The organism is Tenacibaculum soleae, from assembly GCF_001693415.1.
GTDB classification, from domain to species: Bacteria; Bacteroidota; Bacteroidia; order Flavobacteriales; family Flavobacteriaceae; genus Polaribacter; species Polaribacter soleae.
The window spans coordinates 66,759-86,621 of sequence record NZ_MAKX01000002.1; the positions used below are offsets into that span (position 1 = coordinate 66,759).

18 protein-coding genes are annotated in these 19,863 nt (G+C 30.8%); 6 read left to right on the plus strand and 12 right to left on the minus strand.

Annotated features, from left to right (window positions below):
* Positions 1-45 precede the first annotated feature (45 nt).
* Together BA195_RS07555 and BA195_RS07560 are read left to right on the plus strand one after the other, a co-directional pair.
* A complete protein-coding gene (locus BA195_RS07555; RefSeq protein WP_068704098.1) occupies positions 46-1,272 on the plus strand; it encodes an erythromycin esterase family protein in 1,227 nt (408 codons plus the stop codon).
* Positions 1,273-1,371: 99 nt separating this feature from the next.
* Positions 1,372-1,833, plus strand: coding sequence for a hypothetical protein (locus BA195_RS07560; RefSeq protein ID WP_068704100.1), 462 nt, complete (start codon positions 1,372-1,374; stop codon positions 1,831-1,833).
* 543 nt (positions 1,834-2,376) lie between these two features.
* On the opposite strand, the gene ettA is transcribed toward BA195_RS07560, so the two are convergent.
* The 10 genes from ettA to BA195_RS07610 all read right to left on the minus strand — a co-directional run bounded on the left by ettA (position 2,377) and on the right by BA195_RS07610 (position 10,546).
* Positions 2,377-4,068: an energy-dependent translational throttle protein EttA gene (ettA, locus tag BA195_RS07565; RefSeq protein ID WP_068704101.1), complete on the minus strand. Its 1,692-nt coding sequence runs from the start codon at positions 4,066-4,068 to the stop codon at positions 2,377-2,379.
* A 21-nt stretch (positions 4,069-4,089) separates the two neighbouring features.
* Positions 4,090-4,266, minus strand: coding sequence for a CAL67264 family membrane protein (locus BA195_RS07570; RefSeq protein WP_245662341.1), 177 nt, complete (start codon positions 4,264-4,266; stop codon positions 4,090-4,092).
* Between the two features lie 125 nt (positions 4,267-4,391).
* Positions 4,392-5,378, minus strand: a complete 987-nt coding sequence (lpxD, locus tag BA195_RS07575; RefSeq protein WP_068704116.1) for a UDP-3-O-(3-hydroxymyristoyl)glucosamine N-acyltransferase — start codon at positions 5,376-5,378, stop codon at positions 4,392-4,394.
* A gap of 101 nt (positions 5,379-5,479) precedes the next feature.
* Positions 5,480-7,507: an oxidoreductase gene (locus BA195_RS07580; protein ID WP_420882848.1), complete on the minus strand. Its 2,028-nt coding sequence runs from the start codon at positions 7,505-7,507 to the stop codon at positions 5,480-5,482.
* A gap of 111 nt (positions 7,508-7,618) precedes the next feature.
* A complete protein-coding gene (locus BA195_RS07585; RefSeq protein WP_068704118.1) occupies positions 7,619-8,488 on the minus strand; it encodes a pirin family protein in 870 nt (289 codons plus the stop codon).
* A gap of 57 nt (positions 8,489-8,545) precedes the next feature.
* Positions 8,546-8,983, minus strand: a complete 438-nt coding sequence (locus tag BA195_RS07590) for a MarR family winged helix-turn-helix transcriptional regulator (protein ID WP_068704120.1) — start codon at positions 8,981-8,983, stop codon at positions 8,546-8,548.
* Between the two features lie 4 nt (positions 8,984-8,987).
* On the minus strand, positions 8,988-9,239 hold the full coding sequence (locus tag BA195_RS07595; RefSeq protein WP_068704122.1) for a glutaredoxin family protein: 252 nt from the start codon (positions 9,237-9,239) through the stop codon (positions 8,988-8,990).
* Between the two features lie 10 nt (positions 9,240-9,249).
* Positions 9,250-9,780: an NADPH-dependent FMN reductase gene (locus BA195_RS07600; protein WP_068704123.1), complete on the minus strand. Its 531-nt coding sequence runs from the start codon at positions 9,778-9,780 to the stop codon at positions 9,250-9,252.
* Position 9,781: 1 nt separating this feature from the next.
* Entirely contained in the window at positions 9,782-10,189 is a 408-nt protein-coding gene (locus BA195_RS07605) for an OsmC family protein (RefSeq protein ID WP_068704124.1), read from the minus strand.
* 3 nt (positions 10,190-10,192) lie between these two features.
* A complete protein-coding gene (locus BA195_RS07610) occupies positions 10,193-10,546 on the minus strand; it encodes a DoxX family protein (RefSeq protein WP_068704125.1) in 354 nt (117 codons plus the stop codon).
* Between the two features lie 116 nt (positions 10,547-10,662).
* Here BA195_RS07610 and BA195_RS07615 point away from each other — a divergent pair, with 116 nt between their 5' ends.
* Positions 10,663-11,130, plus strand: a complete 468-nt coding sequence (locus BA195_RS07615) for a GNAT family N-acetyltransferase (RefSeq protein WP_068704127.1) — start codon at positions 10,663-10,665, stop codon at positions 11,128-11,130.
* 89 nt (positions 11,131-11,219) lie between these two features.
* Here the strand turns inward: BA195_RS07615 and BA195_RS07620 are convergent, their stop codons facing one another.
* Together BA195_RS07620 and aceB are read right to left on the minus strand one after the other, a co-directional pair.
* Positions 11,220-12,842, minus strand: a complete 1,623-nt coding sequence (locus BA195_RS07620; protein WP_068704800.1) for an isocitrate lyase — start codon at positions 12,840-12,842, stop codon at positions 11,220-11,222.
* 82 nt (positions 12,843-12,924) lie between these two features.
* Positions 12,925-14,520: a malate synthase A gene (gene aceB, locus BA195_RS07625; RefSeq protein WP_068704128.1), complete on the minus strand. Its 1,596-nt coding sequence runs from the start codon at positions 14,518-14,520 to the stop codon at positions 12,925-12,927.
* 150 nt (positions 14,521-14,670) lie between these two features.
* Here aceB and BA195_RS07630 point away from each other — a divergent pair, with 150 nt between their 5' ends.
* Genes BA195_RS07630 through BA195_RS07640 form a run of 3 tightly spaced genes read left to right on the plus strand, consistent with a single transcriptional unit; the run spans position 14,671 to position 19,844 of the window.
* Positions 14,671-16,149, plus strand: coding sequence for a helix-turn-helix domain-containing protein (locus BA195_RS07630; RefSeq protein ID WP_068704129.1), 1,479 nt, complete (start codon positions 14,671-14,673; stop codon positions 16,147-16,149).
* Positions 16,150-16,208: 59 nt separating this feature from the next.
* Positions 16,209-17,837, plus strand: a complete 1,629-nt coding sequence (locus BA195_RS07635) for an acyl-CoA carboxylase subunit beta (RefSeq protein WP_068704130.1) — start codon at positions 16,209-16,211, stop codon at positions 17,835-17,837.
* A gap of 18 nt (positions 17,838-17,855) precedes the next feature.
* On the plus strand, positions 17,856-19,844 hold the full coding sequence (locus BA195_RS07640) for a DUF3352 domain-containing protein (protein WP_068704131.1): 1,989 nt from the start codon (positions 17,856-17,858) through the stop codon (positions 19,842-19,844).
* Positions 19,845-19,863 lie beyond the last annotated feature (19 nt).

Here is a 19,863-nt window from a genome sequence, read left to right on the forward strand (position 1 = left end):
TTTAAGCCTCGCATTTTGCGAGGCTTTTTTTTACCCAAATTTTAAATGAAAAAAATTACTTCTACCCTCTTTTTATTATATTCTTTTATAACATTCAGTCAACAAATAAACTCTGAAAAAATTAATTGGTTAAAAAAGAATATTCATCCAATTAAAAACATTGATAATTCCAAAGACCAAGGTTTAAATTGGTTTTATCAAACAGTTAAAAATATTAATATTATTGGCTTAGGCGAAGTATCTCACGGAAGCCATGAAAATTTTATTATTAAAAATAAAATTGTACAATTTCTAGCTAAAAGAGACAGCTCTTTTAACGTTTATGCTTTAGAATCTAATATGGCTAAAGGTAGTCTTATTAATAATTTTATTCATAATAATACAAACAGTTCTCCCAAAGAGGTTTTACAAAATGTACATGGAATTTATCAATCTCAAGAATTTATTGATTTACTAAATTGGATGAAAGACTATAATAAAATTGATTTTTATGGTTTTGATATACAGTATTTTCAACAATCTATTATTGAAATTAAAAAAGAATTAAAAGATAAAACATCTTTAAATTTAATTTCTGAAATAAATAGAATTTTAACATCAACATTTAAGAAAAGGTTAGCATCAAAAGATTTTATTTCTTTATCTAAGAAAGATAGAGGTCTATTTTTTAAAAATATTAAATTATTAAAAAACAAATTAGAAAAACTAGAAACCTCTGATAAACAAAAAGAATGGCTAAATCAAAATTTAAAACTATTAACTCAGTTCATTGACTATAAAAATAGGTACACAAGAGATAAAGCTATGGCTGAAAATATTCTATGGATAAAAAAACAACATCCAAAATCTAAGATATTAGTTTCAGCTCATAATCTTCATCTAAGAAAAGACAAGTTTACACAAGGTCATTTTTTAAATAAACAATTTAAAGGTAATTATATCTCAATCGGCTTTCTATTATATGAGGGAAGCATAGCAGCAAAAAGCACTAAATATGATAATAAAAAAAGAAAAATATTATTAGATAAAACTCCTACCAACAGTTACGAACACATTCTTAATCAATTAAATGAACCTTTATTTTTAATAGATTTAAGGACTATAAAAAATGAAAATAGTAATTATAGTAAATGGTTTTTAAAAAAACGTAAGCATAGAGAAGTTGGATCTACTATATACACTAATAGCTTTAATAAATATAATATTACTAAAATGTTTGATATTATAATTTTCATAAAACATTCAACTCCTTCGTTTTTTTTTCATAAATAATATTTTTTAAGTGTTAACTCTAAATTTATCAATTCTTAGGTTAAAAAAATTACATATTTAAGAATTTCACTGATTAGTAAGGTTTTTTTATATTTGAACATGAAAAAATTTATCCCAATATTCGTACTAATAATTGTATGTTTTTCTTCTTGTAAAACAGCAGAAAAAAAAGCCTCAACTCCTACACACCCTTTAAATCTTCCTTTTAACGAACGACCTGTACCAACTCTTCCAAACGTTAGCAATGTTTCTGTTAATGTTATAGGTGGTGCACATTATATTTGCCCTAAAAAATGTAAAGGTGGAACTTCAAATGTTAAAGGTACTGCTTGTACTGTTTGTAAAACACCTCTTGCACACAACCAAGCATTTCATAACACACCACAAGCACCATCTTCACCAGTTTCAACTCCTGTAGCTCCGTTACCTGCTTCAGGTCCTAATGCTGCGGGACAATATCATTATACTTGTAACAATGGATGTGCTGGGGGTGCTGATGCTGCTGGAAAATGTAAAAGTTGTGCTAGCGATTTAGCGCATAATGCTGCTTTTCATAGCTAAAAACACATAAAACTTATACTATAAAACCTTGCCTTTTTGGTGAGGTTTTTTTGTATTTGTAAAAACCACGGATTTAAAAGGCTTTGATAGGCTAAATATAGAACTAAAAATTGCATATGGTTGTAAAGTTGAAAATTCAACAACGTCTTTTGTAAAAATGACTTTATCATAGAGTTACCTTATGAAGGGAACATTACCTTAAAAAGAATTATAAAAATTAAGGAAGCCTAAAACATAAATACTAATTTTAGATTTAGAAGCTAATTTTTACGATAATAATGTGAAATTTAAATAAGTTTAAACTCATAAGCACAATAATTTAACTTGTATTCTATTAATAATTAAAAAAAATAATATAAAATTATGTTTTCGGCACACTTATTGATTTTAACAAATCTTTAACACAAATCACAAACTATGAAGAACTATTTACTTAACAGTTTTAATTGGTGGGAGAATTGTTAAATGAAAAGGAAAGAAAAAACTCGAAGTATGCTAGCTTCGAGTTTTTGTTTTTTTTTATAAAAAAATGTAAAAGTTAATCTATCTAATTAACTTTCTGTATTTAATTCGTTTTGGCATTAAATCTCCACCTAAACGTTTCTTCTTGTTTTCTTCGTAATCTGAGAAACCTCCTTCAAAGAAATACACTTCACTATTACCTTCAAAAGCCAAAATGTGTGTACAAATACGATCTAAAAACCATCTATCGTGACTAATAACAACTGCACAACCAGCAAAGTTTTCTAAACCTTCCTCTAAGGCTCTTAATGTATTTACATCTAAATCATTCGTTGGCTCATCTAATAATAAAACGTTTCCTTCTTCCTTTAAAGTCATTGCTAAATGCAAACGGTTACGTTCACCTCCAGAAAGTGTAGAAACTTTTTTATTCTGTTCACTTCCTCCAAAATTAAAACGACTTAAATACGCACGAGAATTTACTTGCTTACCGCCCATCATTACCAAATCTTGCCCTTCAGAAAAGTTTTCCCAAATAGATTTATCTGGATCAATGTTTGAGTGTGCCTGATCTACATATGCAATTTTTGCAGTTTCACCTACTTTAAAATTTCCATCGTCTGGAGTCTCCTCACCCATAATCATTTTAAAAATTGTGGTTTTACCAGCACCGTTTGGCCCAATAATACCTACAATTCCTGCTTGCGGAAGATTAAACTCTAAATTATCATATAATAATTTATCTCCAAATGCTTTTGATACTCCAGTAGCTTCAATAACATTAGTTCCTAAACGTGGCCCGTTAGGAATGTAAATTTCAAGTTTTTCATCTGTTTGTTTTTGATCTTGACTCATCAATTTTTCATAGTTCTTCAAACGTGCTTTTTGCTTTGTTTGACGACCTTTTGCCCCTTGACGAACCCATTCTAACTCACGTTCTAACGTTTTTTGACGTTTAGAAGCTGTTTTACTTTCTTGTGCTAACCTGTTTGACTTTTGATCTAACCAAGAAGAATAATTTCCTTTCCAAGGAATTCCTTCTCCTCTATCTAATTCTAAAATCCAACCAGCAACATTATCTAAGAAATATCTATCGTGCGTTACAGCAATTACCGTTCCTTTATATTGTGCTAAATGATGCTCTAACCAGTGTACAGACTCTGCATCTAAGTGGTTAGTAGGCTCATCTAATAATAAAATTTCTGGTTCTTGTAATAATAATCTACATAAAGCAACTCTTCTTCTTTCCCCTCCAGATAAGTTTTTAATTGGCGTATCACCATCTGGAGTACGTAATGCATCCATGGCAATTTCTAACTTCGTGTCTAACTCCCAAGCATTAGAAGCATCAATTTTATCTTGAAGTTCTGCTTGTTGTGCCATTAACTTATCCATTTTATCTGCATCAGAATATACTTCTTCTAATCCAAACATGTCGTTAATTTTATTGTACTCTTCTAAAATAGCAACTGTTTCTGCAACACCTTCTTTTACAATTTCAATAACTGTTTTAGAATCGTCTAATTTTGGTTCTTGTTCTAAATAACCAACTTTATAACCTGGTGAAAAGGTTACATCACCCTGGAAGTTTTTTTCAACTCCTGCAATAATTTTTAATAAGGTAGATTTACCCGATCCGTTTAAACCTAAAATACCAATTTTGGCTCCGTAAAAGAAGCTTAAATAAATATCTTTTAAAACTTGTTTGTTGGTACTTTGGTAGGTCTTAGAGACCTTATTCATTGAAAAAATGACTTTCTTATCGTCTGACATTTTATTGTATTTTTTTATTAATTAAACGCGTCCTTTTAATGCATTAAAAACCCATGCATTTGCAAAAAAACCTAAACCTACTGCTGCAAATCCGTAACCTGCTACCTCATCATACCTAAAAGCGCCTAAACATACTAGTAAAAGCCCTATTAAAATCATTATTAAAGTAGCCCATCCTAAAACGGTATTTTTATTCATTGCCATAATCTATTCTTTATAAAAATGTGAACCGCAAATATCGGTATTTATTTTATCTTTTCTGTTTAAAAAGTTTACTCAAAAACCTCTTTTATAGTGAGATTTTAAAAAAGTGTCTTTATTTTTTACTCTCTTGCCAACTTACGTAAAGCTACCCATTGTTTCATCATTTCTCTTGAGTCAGTTGCTGGGTACCCTACAACTGTTTTTCCTGCTGGCACATCAGCAATAACTCCAGATCCTGCTCCTACTTTTGCTCCTGAATGAATGGTTGTGTGATCTTTTATAGATGCGCTACCGCCAATAACAACACCGTCGCCTAAGGTAACAGAACCTGCTAACCCGCTATTTCCTGCCATAATACAAAACTTCCCTAATACCGAATTGTGTCCAATCTGTACCAAATTATCAATTTTACAGCCATCACCTAAAATAGTAGCGCTAAATTTACCTCTATCAATACAAGAGTTTGCGCCTACCTCAACCTGATTACCTATTACAACATTACCAATATGCGGAATTTTAGTTAACCCTTGTTCGCTTGGTCTGTATCCAAATCCGTCTGAACCAATACTAACGTTTGTATGAAAAATACAGTGGCTACCAATTACACTTCGTTCTCTTATTACGGTACCTGACCAAACCGTTGTATTATTTCCTATTGTAGTGTCATCAAAAATGGAAACATTTGGATATAAAATAACTTCGTTTGCTAAAATTACGTTTTTACCTACATAACAATTTGCTCCAATTTTACAACCCTCGCCTATTTTTGCTGTTTTATCAATTACAGCTGTTGGATGAATTTCTGTTTCAAAATAAGGTGCTTCAGGTTGAAAAACTTCTAATATGATAGCCATTGCTAAATCAGCATTTTTTACCTTAATCAACGCTTTATTTTCTCCTGGTTCTATTATTATTTTTTCATCAACGATTACTGCACTTGCGTTTGAAGTTTGCCATAAACGAGCAAACTTTTTATTTCCAATAAAAGTAATTTGACCTTTTTCCGCTTTTTCAATTTGCGCTGGGGCTGTAATTTTTTCGGAACAATCTCCTATTAATTCCCCGTTTAATAATGAATTAATCTCTTTTATTGTAAATGATTTCATGTTTGATTTTTCTGATTAGTTTGCTAAAAATACTATTTAATTTTTTAACAAAAAAAATCCTGCATATAGCAGGACTTTTAATATTTCGAGGGTTTCATATTTTAAATTTGAGCAGCCAATCTACTTCCTTGACTGATAGCTCTTTTCGCATCTAACTCTGCTGCAAAATCAGCTCCTCCAATTACGTGAGTTTTAATACCTTTAGCTTCTAAAGGGGCTAGTAATTCTTTAAACGGAACTTGACCAGCACATAAAACTATGTTATCGACAGCTAATATTTTATGCTCTTCATTTTGAACATAATGTACTCCTTCATCATCAATTTTAGTGTATTGAACTTCGCTTATAAAATTTACTTTTTTTCTTTTTAAAACCGAACGGTGAATCCAACCTGTAGTTTTTCCTAATTTTGCACCAAACTTACCTTTGCTGCGTTTAAACATAAATATTTCTCTAGGTGATGGATGAATATCTGCTTTCATGTTTTCTATACCAGCACGAGCTTCTAATGTTTTATCAATTCCCCATTCTTTTAACCAGGCATCTATATTTTGTGAAGTGCTTTCTCCTTCATGTGCTAAATACTCAGAAATATCAAAACCGATGGCACCACCACCAATAACAGCTACACGTTTACCCACTGGCTTTTTATGTTTAACAACATCTATATAACTTAATACTTTTTCATGATTTACACCTTCAATTTTAGGAGTCCTTGGTGTGATACCTGTAGCTAACACTACCTCATCAAAATTACCATTTGCTAAATCATCGGCAGTAACTCGTGTATTTAGTTTTAAATTTACATTATGAAGTTCTATTTGCTTATTGTAATACCTAATTGTTTCGTAAAACTCTTCTTTACCTGGTATTTGTTTAGCAATATTAAACTGACCTCCTATTTCACTTTCGCTATCAAATAAAGTTACTTTATGACCTCTTTGTGCTGCTATTGTAGCTGCAACCAATCCTGCTGGTCCTGCTCCTACAACTGCTATCTTCTTCTTATTATCAGTAGGCAAATAGTTTAGTTCTGTTTCATGGCAGGCTCTAGGGTTTACCAAACAACTTGCTACTTTCTTTTGAAATGCATGATCTAAACAAGCTTGATTACATGCGATGCAGGTATTTATTTCATCATCTTTTGCTTCTTTTGCTTTGTTTACCCATGCTGGATCTGCTAAAAACGGACGTGCCATTGAAATCATATCTGCATGACCTTCAGCTAGTACTTTTTCTGCCGTCTCTGGCATATTAATTCGGTTAGAAGTAATTAACGGAATGGTTAACTCTTCTTTCATTTTTTGAGTTACCCAAGTAAATGCAGCTCTAGGTACTGATGTTGCAATTGTTGGTATTCTTGATTCGTGCCAACCAATACCGGTATTAATTATAGTTGCACCTGCTTTTTCTATTTCTTTACCTAATTGTACCACTTCTTGCCAAGTACTTCCTTGCTCAACCAAATCTAACATTGATAATCGGTAGATAATAATAAAATTTTCACCAACTGCTTCTCTAATTTTATGAACTAACTCCACAGCTAAACGAATTCTATTTTCGTAACTTCCTCCGTAGTTATCTGTTCTTTTATTGGTTCTTTTTACTATAAATTGATTAATTAAATAACCTTCAGATCCCATAATTTCAACACCATCATAACCTGCTTCTTTTGACAACTTAGCACAATTCACAAAATCTTTTACGGTTCTACGAATTCCTGATTGTTTTAATGCAAATGGTTTAAATGGATTAATTGGCGCTTGTATTTTTGATGGAGCAACTGTAATAGGGTGGTATCCATAACGACCAGAATGTAATATTTGCATACATATTTTTCCGCCTTCTTTATGAACAGCTTCTGTAATTACTTTATGCTCTCTAGCGTGTTTTTTGGTACTCATTCGAGCAGAAAATGGTGCTGTCCATCCTTGAATGTTTGGCGAAATTCCACCAGTAACAATCAATCCTACTCCACCTTTGGCACGCTCTGCATAATATGCTGCAATTCTTTCTGTTCCGTTTTTTTCTTCCTCTAAACCAGTATGCATAGACCCCATTAAAATTCGGTTTTTTAATGTTGTAAAACCTAAATCTAAGGGCTCAAAAATATGTTTGTATTTCATCATTTGCGTATTTAATTTATTATGCATGCATAATAAATTGCAAGATACAATTTTTTAGAAAACAAAAAACTCGAAGAATACACTTCGAGTTTTTTAATAAATTATATTTAATTATTAATATAAATATCCCATTTTTCCTTTCTGAAAATCACGCATCGCTTCCATAATTTCTGTTTGTGTATTCATTACGTATGGCCCGTATTGTGCTATTTTTTCATTAATAGGTTCACCTGATAGTACTAATAAATTACTTTCTTTTTTCGTTTCAATATCAATTGTTTTTCCTTCTTTATTAAAAGTTAGCATTTGAATTGCTCCTTTTTTTAAGATTTCTGCACCGTTTATTATTGCTTCACCATCTAATAAATAGACTAGTGACTGATGTGTTTCAGGAATATCTACCATCATCGTTCCTGCTCCTTTAGCTTTTAAAGTAAAAACATTTACTGCTGTTTGTGTTTTTATCAACCCTTTTTCAATGCCTTGCTTACCAGCAACAATTTTTAAACGAATCGTTTTAGATTGATTTTCAATCACTGGGATATCTTCACTTTTTAAATGTTGATAATTTGCTGGCATCATTTTTTTTGATGCTGGAAGATTTAACCAAAGTTGAATCCCCTCTAACTCGCCTCCTTTTTCGATAAATTCTTTCGATGGTCCTTCAGCATGCATGATTCCCCTACCAGCTGTTGTCCACTGTACATCACCTGCTTTTACCAACATTTCATTCCCTAAAGAATCTCTATGTAATTGTTCCCCTTTAAATAACAATGTAATCGGTTCGAAACCGCGATGTGGATGCGCTCCTAAATCAAACGGATTATTAAATACACTAATTGCATAAGGGCCATAATGATGTAATAATAAAAACGGATCTACATTTTCAATACCTTGTGCAGGTAAAGGTTGACGTAGTCTTATAGGGCCCATACTTACTAACGGACTATCTACTTTATGTTGTATTGTTTTTAAATTTTTCATTGGTGTTTTATTTTAATAAAAATACTCCTGAATATTATTTTTAATTTCACTAAACAGTTACCTAATTTTATCTAATAAATCACTTAACTGAATAGCTTCTTTTTCTGTTAAATTTTCTAAAAAATCTAATTTTAAAGAAGCATCAATGGTAGACAATAACTCTAAACCTTGCTTAGAAATATTAATATAAACCACTCTCCTATCGTGCTCACACCTAATTCTTTCTATTAATTTTTTATCATTCAATTTATCCATTAAACGAGTTGCATTTGGTGCTCGCTCAATCATTCTATCTTTAATAACTTGTACTTTAATTGCTTTTTTTGCGCCTCTTAAAATTCGAAGAATATTAAATTGTTGTGGCGATATTCCGTAAGGCTTAAAAAAATCATTTTCTTTACTACATAACCAATTTGTAGTATATTTAAGGTTAATTAGGGCCTTTACTTTGTTATTTGGAAACTTAGATTGTATGTCTTTAGAAATATCTCCCATCTTATTAAATTAAATCTCTCATTATTTTATTAAATTCATCTGTTGTTGGTTCTAAATACACCTTATCATCGACAAATAATGTTGGAAATTTCACCATACCTCCATACAATTTTTTTGTATGATTTTTAGCTGTTTCATCTATCATGATATCTTTATAAATAAACGGAATATCTCCCATTTTTAAATAATTTTTAAAAGCTACCGTATGTGCATGTCCCTTTTTACCATATAAAGTTACTCTTACTTTTTTTGTCATAATAGTTACATTATAATGAGTTATTAAATTTTGTTATCTCTTCTTTTAACTGTTCTTTTAATACATTATCAACAATATTTCCGTCATTAAAATTATCATAAAAACTAGGCAATGAGAAATCAGCAACTACATTTCCGCCCATGTGTGGAAATCCGTTTTTAGCAATTGACATTACAGAAGCGCCACCTCTTGCTCCTGGAGAAGTTGCCAATAATAGCATCGGAACATTATTCCATAATTTCTGATTAATACGAGACATCCAATCGTAAATGTTTTTAAATGCTACTGTAAAATTTCCGTTATGCTCTGCTAATGACAAAATAACTCCGTCTGCTCCTTGAATAATATCAAAGAATTTTTGTGCATTTTCTGGAATTCCATTTTTGGTTTCCTCATCTATTCCATATATAGGTAATGGAAAATCATTTAAATCTAACACAACCGTTTCAACCTCATCTATAAAAGTTGAACTATATACTGCTAATTCTTTATTGATTGATTTTTTACTATTACTACCCGCAAAAGCTACTATTTTTTTCATTTTATTTTATTTTTGATGTAATTGGTGTTGCTCCTTTTACCATTTTTGCAACAGGACATTTTCCTGCCATTTCTAATAATTTTACACGTTGCATTTCTGTAATTTCATTTTCAAACGAAATTTCTTCAATTAATGTTTTTTTAATTCCTTCAGATGTTAATTCTTCTTTCTGGATTACATTTACGGTAACTTCTCCAATGTCCCAATTTTTACGTTCAGCATACATTTTTATTGTAATTGCAACACATCCGCCTATGGCTGTTAAAAAATATTCTACAGGTGTAGGCCCTTTATTACTACCACCTTTATTTATAGGCACATCAATTGCAGCCTTGTAATTTCGCATAGTTGCCTCTGCAAAATAATTACTTGTTGTTAATATTGTTTTTGAAGATACTTTACTAGCCATTTATTATATTATTTTTTTACCAAAAACATATGATATTATTAATAAAATCATTGCAACTAAAGCTCCTGTTTGCTCACCATCACCAATCATAACATGTGCAAAAAAGGCTAGTATAAAAGCGAAGAAAAAACCTGCATACGCCCATTCTTTAATTACTTTATTATTGATAAACCAAATAGCAACAAGACCTAATATTTTTGCTATTGCATACGGATAAATTATATATGTTGGATATCCAAAATTAGTAAACATTCCTGCTACCGCTTCGTAATTAAACAAATACATTCCTGCCGAAAACAACATCAGTAAGGTTAACAAACCTTTTGCTGCATAATAAATTATTTTATTTTTTCTCATCTTTATCTGTTTTAAATTTTATACAAAGATACAAAATTAAATATTAATTTCCACGGAAATTAATTACATGGAATATTATTAACATAAAAACAATACTATTTTTATATTTTTGTAAAATGAATACAATAGAAATAGAACATTTTAAAACTGAATATTCAACTCATTTTTACAATCTGAATATAGAATGGTTACAAACTTTTTTTTATGTTGAACCTTTTGATGAAGAAGTTTTAAGCAATCCTACTACATATATTATTAATAAGGGCGGACATATATTTTTTGCTAAATTAAATAATGAAATTGTTGGTACTGTTGCCTTAATGCCTAAACAAACTACTTTTGAGTTAACAAAAATGGCAGTTTCTCCAAAACATAGGGGTTTTAAAATCGGGCAACAATTAATGGAATACTGCATAAATTTTGCAAAACAAGAATTGCAATTAAAAAACTTAATTTTATACTCTAACACCAAATTAGAAAACGCTATCTACATCTATAAAAAATATGGATTTACAGAAATTCCTGTTGAAGAAAATTGCCCATACGAACGTTGTAATATTAAAATGGAATTACCTTTTAGCTAATAAAAAAACTCCAGCTAATGCTGGAGTTTTCACTTCAAAATAAAATATATAACTAACTAATCATACATTTATAATTTAATATAAATAACCTAAACGGCAGCTTCAATTTTTCTAGTTTCTTCTTTATTTGTTTCAAATTGATTAGACGTGTTTTTTTCTCCCCCTGCTTTTAATGCATTATCTCCTGCAAAAAATACTTTATGATCATCACCTAAGTTAGACCCTGCCATTCTTTGATGTTTTACACAAGCAACTCCTTTTCTAATTTCTTGCCTTTGCACATCCTTTACATATGCTAACATTCCGTCTTCACCAAAATAACCAGCAGTTAAATCATTCATATGAAGTGCTGTCGTATGATAAGTTGGTAGCGTAATTAAATGATGAAAAACTCCTGCTTTTTGTGCACTATCTACCTGAAAAGTTCTAATTTTTTCATCAGCAAGCTTACACAATTCAGAACCATCATATTTAGCATCCATTAAATTATTTTTATCATAAAAAGACATATCTTTTCCTTTCATTAACATTTCATCATATACTTGATTACGGAAATTTAACGTCCAATTAAAAGAGGGTGAATTATTATACACCAACTTTGCATTAGGTACAATTTCTCTTACTCTATTAACCATATTGGCTATTTGGCCTACATGTGGTGTTGGAGTTTCAATCCACAATAAATCGGCACCGTTTTGCAAACTTGTAATACAATCTAACACTACTCTATCAATATTAGTACCTTCTTTAAACTTGTACAACCCGTTTGATAATCTTACTGGACGCACTAATTTACCCTGCCTTTTTAGCAAGACATCATCTTCTTTAGCTTCATTTATAGCAATCTCTTCAGCTTCGACAAAAGCAAGGTATTGGGATGCTAAATCTCCTGGTTTTTGACTTACTGGTAATTTTTGTGTTAAACCTGCTCCTTCTGAATCTGTACGTGCCACAATAACTCCGTCTTCAACACCTAATTCTAAAAACGCATAACGAATTGCATTTAACTTTGCTATAAAATCTTCGTGCGGCACTGTAACTTTTCCGTCTTGATGCCCGCATTGTTTTGCATCAGAAACTTGATTTTCAATTTGGATAGCACAAGCGCCTGCTTCAATCATTTTTTTAGCTAAAAGATATGTTGCTTCCTCATTACCAAAACCAGCATCAATATCAGCAATTATAGGCACAATATGTGTTTCAAAATTATCAATTTGCTCTTGCACATCTTCACCATTTTCTAATCGTCTAAACAAATCATTCAACTCAATTGCATCTGCTTGACGTAAAAAATCATAAATCTCAGCTATTAAAGAAGAAACTGCTGTTTTTTCATGCATTGATTGATCGGGAAGCGGCCCAAATTCAGAACGAAGAGCAGCCACCATCCAACCAGATAAATACAAATATTTTTTACTGGTAGTTTGATGATGTTTTTTTACTGAAATCATTTTTTGCTGCGCTACAAATCCGTGCCAGCAACCTAAAGATTGTGTATATTTTGATGAATCCGCATCATATTCAGCCATATCATTTCTCATAATAGTAGCGGTATATTTTGCAATTTCTAAACCGGTTTTAAAACGATTTTGAGTAATCATTCTAGCAGCATTTTCAGAAGTTATAGCATTCCAACTGCTTCCATATTTTTCTTTTAGAGATTTTACTTTTTCTAATACCGAACTATAGTTTTGTTGCGCTAAATTTTTCATAAATTTGTTTTTTATTATTGAAATTTTATAGGTTTTGATAATTACGTCTCGTAATCTATTGCCGTAGTTACGAGACATTTTTTTATAAATATTTGTATGCAGGTAACGTTAAAAACTCTACAAATTCTTCATTTAGAATTAAGTCATCAAATAACTTAATTGCCGTTTCAAACTCTCCTTTCTCATATCGAATTTCACCAACATATTCTTTTATTTTTTTAATTTCTTCTTGTTTTAATTGTTGATACATTGCTACTGTAAAAACTCTTCCATCTTCAAGTGTTATATTTTTATGTAACCATTGCCAAATCTGTGTTCTAGAAATTTCTGCCGTTGCTGCATCTTCCATTAAATTATACAAAGCCGCAGCACCTTGCCCTATTAGCCAAGATTCTATATATAAGATTCCTACATTAATATTTTTACGAATTCCGTTTTCTGTAACTGTTCCTTTTGGAAGCGCTACTAACTCAGCTTCAGCAATGTTTAAAGCTGTTAGTTTTTTGTCTATTTGATTTGCATTTGGCATTGATTTATTAAAAACATCCATCGCAACTTTTACCAATCCTGGATGCGCTACCCAAGTTCCGTCATGACCATTTTTAACCTCTTGCTCTTTATCTTTTAAAACTTTAGAAAACGCTAATTCATTGGCTGCATCATCATTTTTTACAGGAATTTGAGCAGCCATACCACCCATGGCGTGTACGTTTCGTTTATGACAAGTTTGAATTACACGTAAAGAATACGCTTTCATAAAAGGTGTTTTCATAGTTACTTGATCTCTATTTGGAACTACAAAATTTCGATGATTTCTAAATTTTTTGATGTAAGAAAAAATATAATCCCAACGCCCACAATTTAAACCAGCCATGTGATCTTTTAACTCATAAATAATTTCATCTAACTGAAAACTAGCCGTAATAGTTTCGATCAATACCGTTGCTTTTATTGTTTTTTGTGGCACTTTTAAATATTCTTGTGCAAATACAAAAACATCGTTCCACCAACGAGCTTCATTGTAATGCTCTAATTTTGGTAGGTAAAAATAGGTTGCCGAACCTTGCTCTAATAAAGCTTTGATGTTATTGAAAAAGAACAACCCAAAATCGACCAACGAACCTGACATTTGAACACCGTCAATTAAAAAATGCTTTTCATTTAAATGCAAACCCCTTGGTCTTACCAATAAAGTAGCTGAGGTTTCATTTAACTGATAAGTTTTATTTTTTTTATCATTATAAAACGAAATAGTTTTATTTACAGCATCCTTTAAGTTTACCTGCCCATCTAATAAATTAGCAATTGTAGGTGAATTACTATCTTCAAAATCGGCCATAAAAGTTTTTGCACCCGAGTTTAACGCGTTGATCACCATTTTACGATCTACCGGCCCAGTAATCTCCACTCTCCTATCTAATAAGTCGTCAGGTAATTCTGCACACACCCAATCACCCTCTCTAATAGTTTTTGTTTCTGATGGAAAAGTTGGATAATTTCCCATATTAAAATACGCTTGATCTATTTCTCGCTCTTCTAATAATTGCAATCTTTTATTATTAAATTTTTCGTGTAATCGAGTTAAAAATATTTTAGCATCATTTGTTAAAATATTTTTATAATTACCCTCATTAAATCCTACACACTCAATTTCTTTTTCTAAAACATGTTGATTCATAATAACTTACTTTTATTTATTGATACACCAATAGTATAAAAAATAATTTAATTAATTTAGCGAACGTTCGCTAAATTAATTAAATATTCAAATTTTTATTAATTCGCTAATTTTAATACCTTTGAATTACGAATCTTTTAATAAAAAACTTTGGAAGAAGAATACATTAGACTTGTTTTTGGATTAAAACTAAAACAAATACGTACTGATAAAAAATTATCACTCTTCGGATTAGCTAAATTAACAGGCTTATCTAAATCTTATTTAAATGAGATTGAAAAAGGAAAAAAATATCCCAAAACAGATAAAATTGTAATTCTTTCTGAAAAACTAGAAGTTACGTACGATCATTTGGTTTCTTTAAAACTAGATAAAAACTTAGCACCAATTGGTGAAATATTACAATCGAAAGTTTTAAAAGAAATTCCGTTAGATTTATTCGGTATTAAAGAAAGCAACTTAATCGACATTATTGCCAACGCACCCGCCAAAGTAAATGCGTTTATTAGTACTATCATAAAAATAGCTCAAAACTATAATTTAACACGTGAAAATTTCTTTTTAGCTTCTTTGCGTTCTTATCAAGAAGCACATAATAATTATTTTGAAGATATTGAAAGTAGTGTTATTGCCTTTGCCAAAGCTTATCATATAAACTTAAACAAACCTATAAGTGCTAGCGATTTAGAAGATATTTTGATCGAAGAATATGGTTATACGATTAATACCGAGGAACTTTCTAAACATCAAAAATTATCAGAAATAAGAAACATTTACATTCCCAAAAACAAAACATTACTTATTTATAACGATATAAGTGAAGCTCAAAAAACGTTTATCTACGCAAAAGAATTAGCCTACAACTATCTAAAAATTGAAAACAGGCTATATACTTTTCCTTGGATAAAATTCGAAAGTTTTGACCAAGTTTTAAATAACTTTATTGCTTCTTATTTTGCTGGGGCACTTATAATTCCGAAAGAAAATCTTATCAAAAACTTAACACATTTTTTCTCATTAAAGGAATGGCAACCGTTACAATTACATAAAATCACTAAAAACTACAATTGCTCAGACGAAACCTTTTATCAGCGATTAACCAACATACTACCAAAACATTTTAATATAAAAAATCTGTTTTTTTTACGATTTACACATCAAGAAAACTCACCTGTTTTTAAACTATCAAAAGAGTTACACATAACCCAACAACAAGCACCACATGCGAATAGAAATAACGAGCATTATTGCAGAAGATGGGTTTCTATAAAAACAATTCAAGATTTAGAGAAAGCTGTTGATAAAAATTCTTCTTATGGTATACAAATATCATCTTATGAAAATTCGACGAATGAATACTTAGTATTATCTGCCGCCACTTCTGATCCTTTTAAAGAAAAAAACAATCGTAGCGTAAGCATTGGAATATTACTATCGCCTCATTTAAAGAAAAAAATTAAATTCTTTAAAGAGAATACTTTTACAAATAAACAAGTTGGTGTTACTTGTGAAACCTGTGCCGTAAAAAACTGTACCGAACGCGTAGCCGAACCTCGTGTTTTAAATAAACAATTTAGAAATAATGAAATTGCAAAAACAATAGACAACATACTACAATCATACATTTAAACGACTTGTATTATAAACCGTTTTTCTTAATTTAGCAATCGCAAACAAATAACTTACAAATGGATCTTAACTTCAATAAAAACGAAGACCACAATAAACTTTTAGCATCAGATTTAAGAAGGCGTTTTGCCCAAGTTAAATTAGGGGGTGGTCAAAAGCGTATCGATAAGCATCACGAAAAAGGAAAATTAACCGCAAGAGAGCGTATAGATTACCTTTTAGATAATGATTCTAAATCTATAGAAATAGCCGCTTTTGCTGGCGAAGAAATGTATAAAGAACACGGTGGTTGCCCTTCTGGTGGTGTTGTAGTAAAAATAGGTTATGTTAGCGGTAAGCAATGCATTGTTGTTGCCAATGACGCAACAGTAAAAGCAGGCGCTTGGTTTCCTATCACTGGGAAAAAGAATTTAAGAGCGCAAGAAATATCAATAGAAAATAAGTTACCTATTATCTATTTAGTAGATTCTGCTGGTGTTTATTTACCTTTACAGGATGAAATTTTTCCTGATAAAGAACACTTCGGACGTATTTTTAGAAATAATGCCGTAATGAGCAGCATGGGGATTACACAAATATCTGCCGTTATGGGCAGTTGTGTTGCCGGAGGTGCTTATTTGCCAATTATGAGCGATGAAGCTTTAATTGTAGACAAAACTGCAAGTATCTTTTTAGCCGGAAGTTATTTAGTAAAAGCTGCTATTGGTGAAAGTATTGATAACGAAACACTTGGTGGAGCAACTACGCATTGCGAAATTTCAGGCGTTACCGACTACAAAGCTAAAGATGACAAAGATGCTTTAGATAAAATAAAGTTTATTGTTGATAAAATTGGAGATGCTGATAAAGCTGGATACAATCGTAAAGAAGCTTTTCCTCCAAAAGAAAACGAAGAAGACATTTTCGGAATCCTTCCGAAAGAAAGGAATGCACAATATGACATGCTAGAAATTATCAATCGTTTGGTTGATAATTCTGAATTTGAACAATATAAAGAAGGTTACGGTAAAACAATTATTACCGGTTATGGCCGTATTGATGGTTGGGCTGTTGGTATTGTTGCCAATCAACGAAAATTAGTAAAAACTAAAAAAGGAGAAATGCAGTTTGGCGGCGTTATCTATAACGATTCTGCCGATAAAGCAACACGTTTTATTGCAAATTGTAATCAGAAAAAAATTCCGTTGGTATTTTTACAAGACGTTACCGGTTTTATGGTTGGTTCTAAATCTGAGCATGGCGGTATCATAAAAGATGGCGCAAAAATGGTAAATGCGCTAAGTAATTCTGTTGTACCAAAATTCACCATCGTTATTGGTAATTCATACGGAGCAGGTAACTACGCTATGTGTGGTAAAGCCTATGATCCTAGGTTAATTGCTGCCTGGCCAAGTGCCGAATTAGCAGTTATGAGTGGTAACTCAGCAGCAAAGGTTTTACTACAAATAGAAACTGCATCATTAAAGAAAAAAGGAGAAGAAATTACCCCTGAAAAAGAAGCTGAATTATTTGACAAAATAAAATCTCGTTACGACAAGCAAATCTCTCCATACTATGCTGCTGCAAGAATTTGGACAGACGGCGTAATAAACCCGTTAGACACTAGAACATGGATTTCAATGGGAATAGAAGCTGCAAATCATGCACCTATTGAAAAGAAATTTAATTTAGGCGTTATTCAAGTATAATTTTACGCATCATCAGTTATGAGAAAAAAGATTTTATGGGTCATTCTACTCGTTTTTTTAGGGTTTATAGCCTACCAAGCATATGTTTTTACACTTGCCAAACAAGATAATATCAAACCTATTTATCTGATACCTGAAGATGCTATTTTTATTTTAGATACTGAAAGACCCATTGATACTTGGGATGAAATTAATGCTAGCGATATTTGGAAACATCTACAAAAAAACGCTTATTTTAATGACATCAATAAAAACATCAACACTCTCGATGAGGTTATAAAAGAACAAAGAAGTATTCTTAATTTTATTGGCGAACGTGATGTATTAATATCTGCACACGTATACAAACCTAAAAATTATGATTTTTTATACGTTGTAGACCTTGAAAAATTATCAAAACTTAATTTTTTAAAAAACAGTATTACAAACTTAGCTGGTAATAATTATAAAATTACTAACAGGTTATACAAAGACCACGAAATAACTGAGCTTTACGATAAAAAGAAAAGGGAAACATTACATATTGCCTTTATAAAAAATCAATTAATTGCTTCATACACGCACCTTTTAGTTGAAAACGCTATAAATCAATATCAAACCCCTATAATTGGTAGAGATGTTAACTTTGTTGAGATTACCAAAGAAACATCAGAAGATGGCTTTTTTAAAGTTTTTTTTCAGTATAAATATTTACACAAATATCTTGCCTGTTTTACCAATAAAACTAACAAAGAAGTAGTTGAAAATATTCAAAATTCGCTTCATTATTCAGGATTTGATGTTTCTTTAATTGAAGGAACCATTATTCAAGCAGAAGGCTACACAAATGTAAAAGAAGATACTGAAACCTATTTAACTGCCATTCAAAAATCAGGAAAAGGTAAAAGATCTATTGCAAATATAGCACCAAGAAACACCGCACTATATTCGAGTTTTGCTTTTGATAGTTTTGAAACTTTTCATGAAAATTTTGAAATTCTGAAAAAAGAAAAAACTGAAGAGTTTAAAAGCTACACAACACAAATTACTGAAATTGAAAACCTTTTAGACATTAATATTAAAAAAAATGTATATAGTTGGATAGGAAATGAAGTTGCGTTGATTCATTTTAACTCTTCACTTTCAAAAAACAAAAAAGACATTGCGGCGATTTTTAAAACCAATGATATTGAAGATGCTACCGAAAATTTAAACTTTATCCTTTCAAAAATAAAAGAAAAAACACCTTTAAAATTTAAACAAATACCTTACAAAAACCATACTATTAACTTTTTAGATTTAAAAGGATTTTTTAAAATAGTGGCTGGTAATATGTTTAAAAAAATGGAAAAACCTTATTTTACAATAATTGATGATTTTGTAGTTTTTAGCGCAAGCCCGAATACGCTTAAAGAAATTATTAATAACAATATAATGAAGTATACCTTGGCTTCTTCAAAAAACTTTGAAGAATTTTCATATTTATTCGACAACAAATCTACTGTTTTCACTTATATAAATACACCATATATTTACAGTGATTTAATAAGTCTTGTTGACCGAAAAACACAACTTCAATTAAGTAAAAATAAAGATTATTTTACCTGTTTTTCACAACTAGGTATCCAACTAACCTCAGATGGAAATATTTTTAAAAGCAGCATTACCGCTTCTTTCAACGACCCTAAGTTAGTAAACGAAACTATTATTGCAGAACAAGATTTAAAAAATCAACTCACTTTAAAGTTAGTATCAAAAAAAGACACAATCGCTACAAACTCTTTATTTAATTTTAAAGAAATTCATCCTACCGATTTAAGCGCAAGCACTTATAAAGAATATTATAATAACAGAAAACTAAAGTTTGAAGTTGAGCTAGATGATGGTTTATTAGACGGTAACTATAAAAGCTATTACCCTAACGGGCAGATAAAAATAAAAGGAAATTATAAAAACGGAAAAAAATCGGGTACCTGGAAAGCTTACAGTGAAAAGGATGGTAAACTTATTATCAAAAAAAGATTTTAATTGTAAATAAATAACGCAA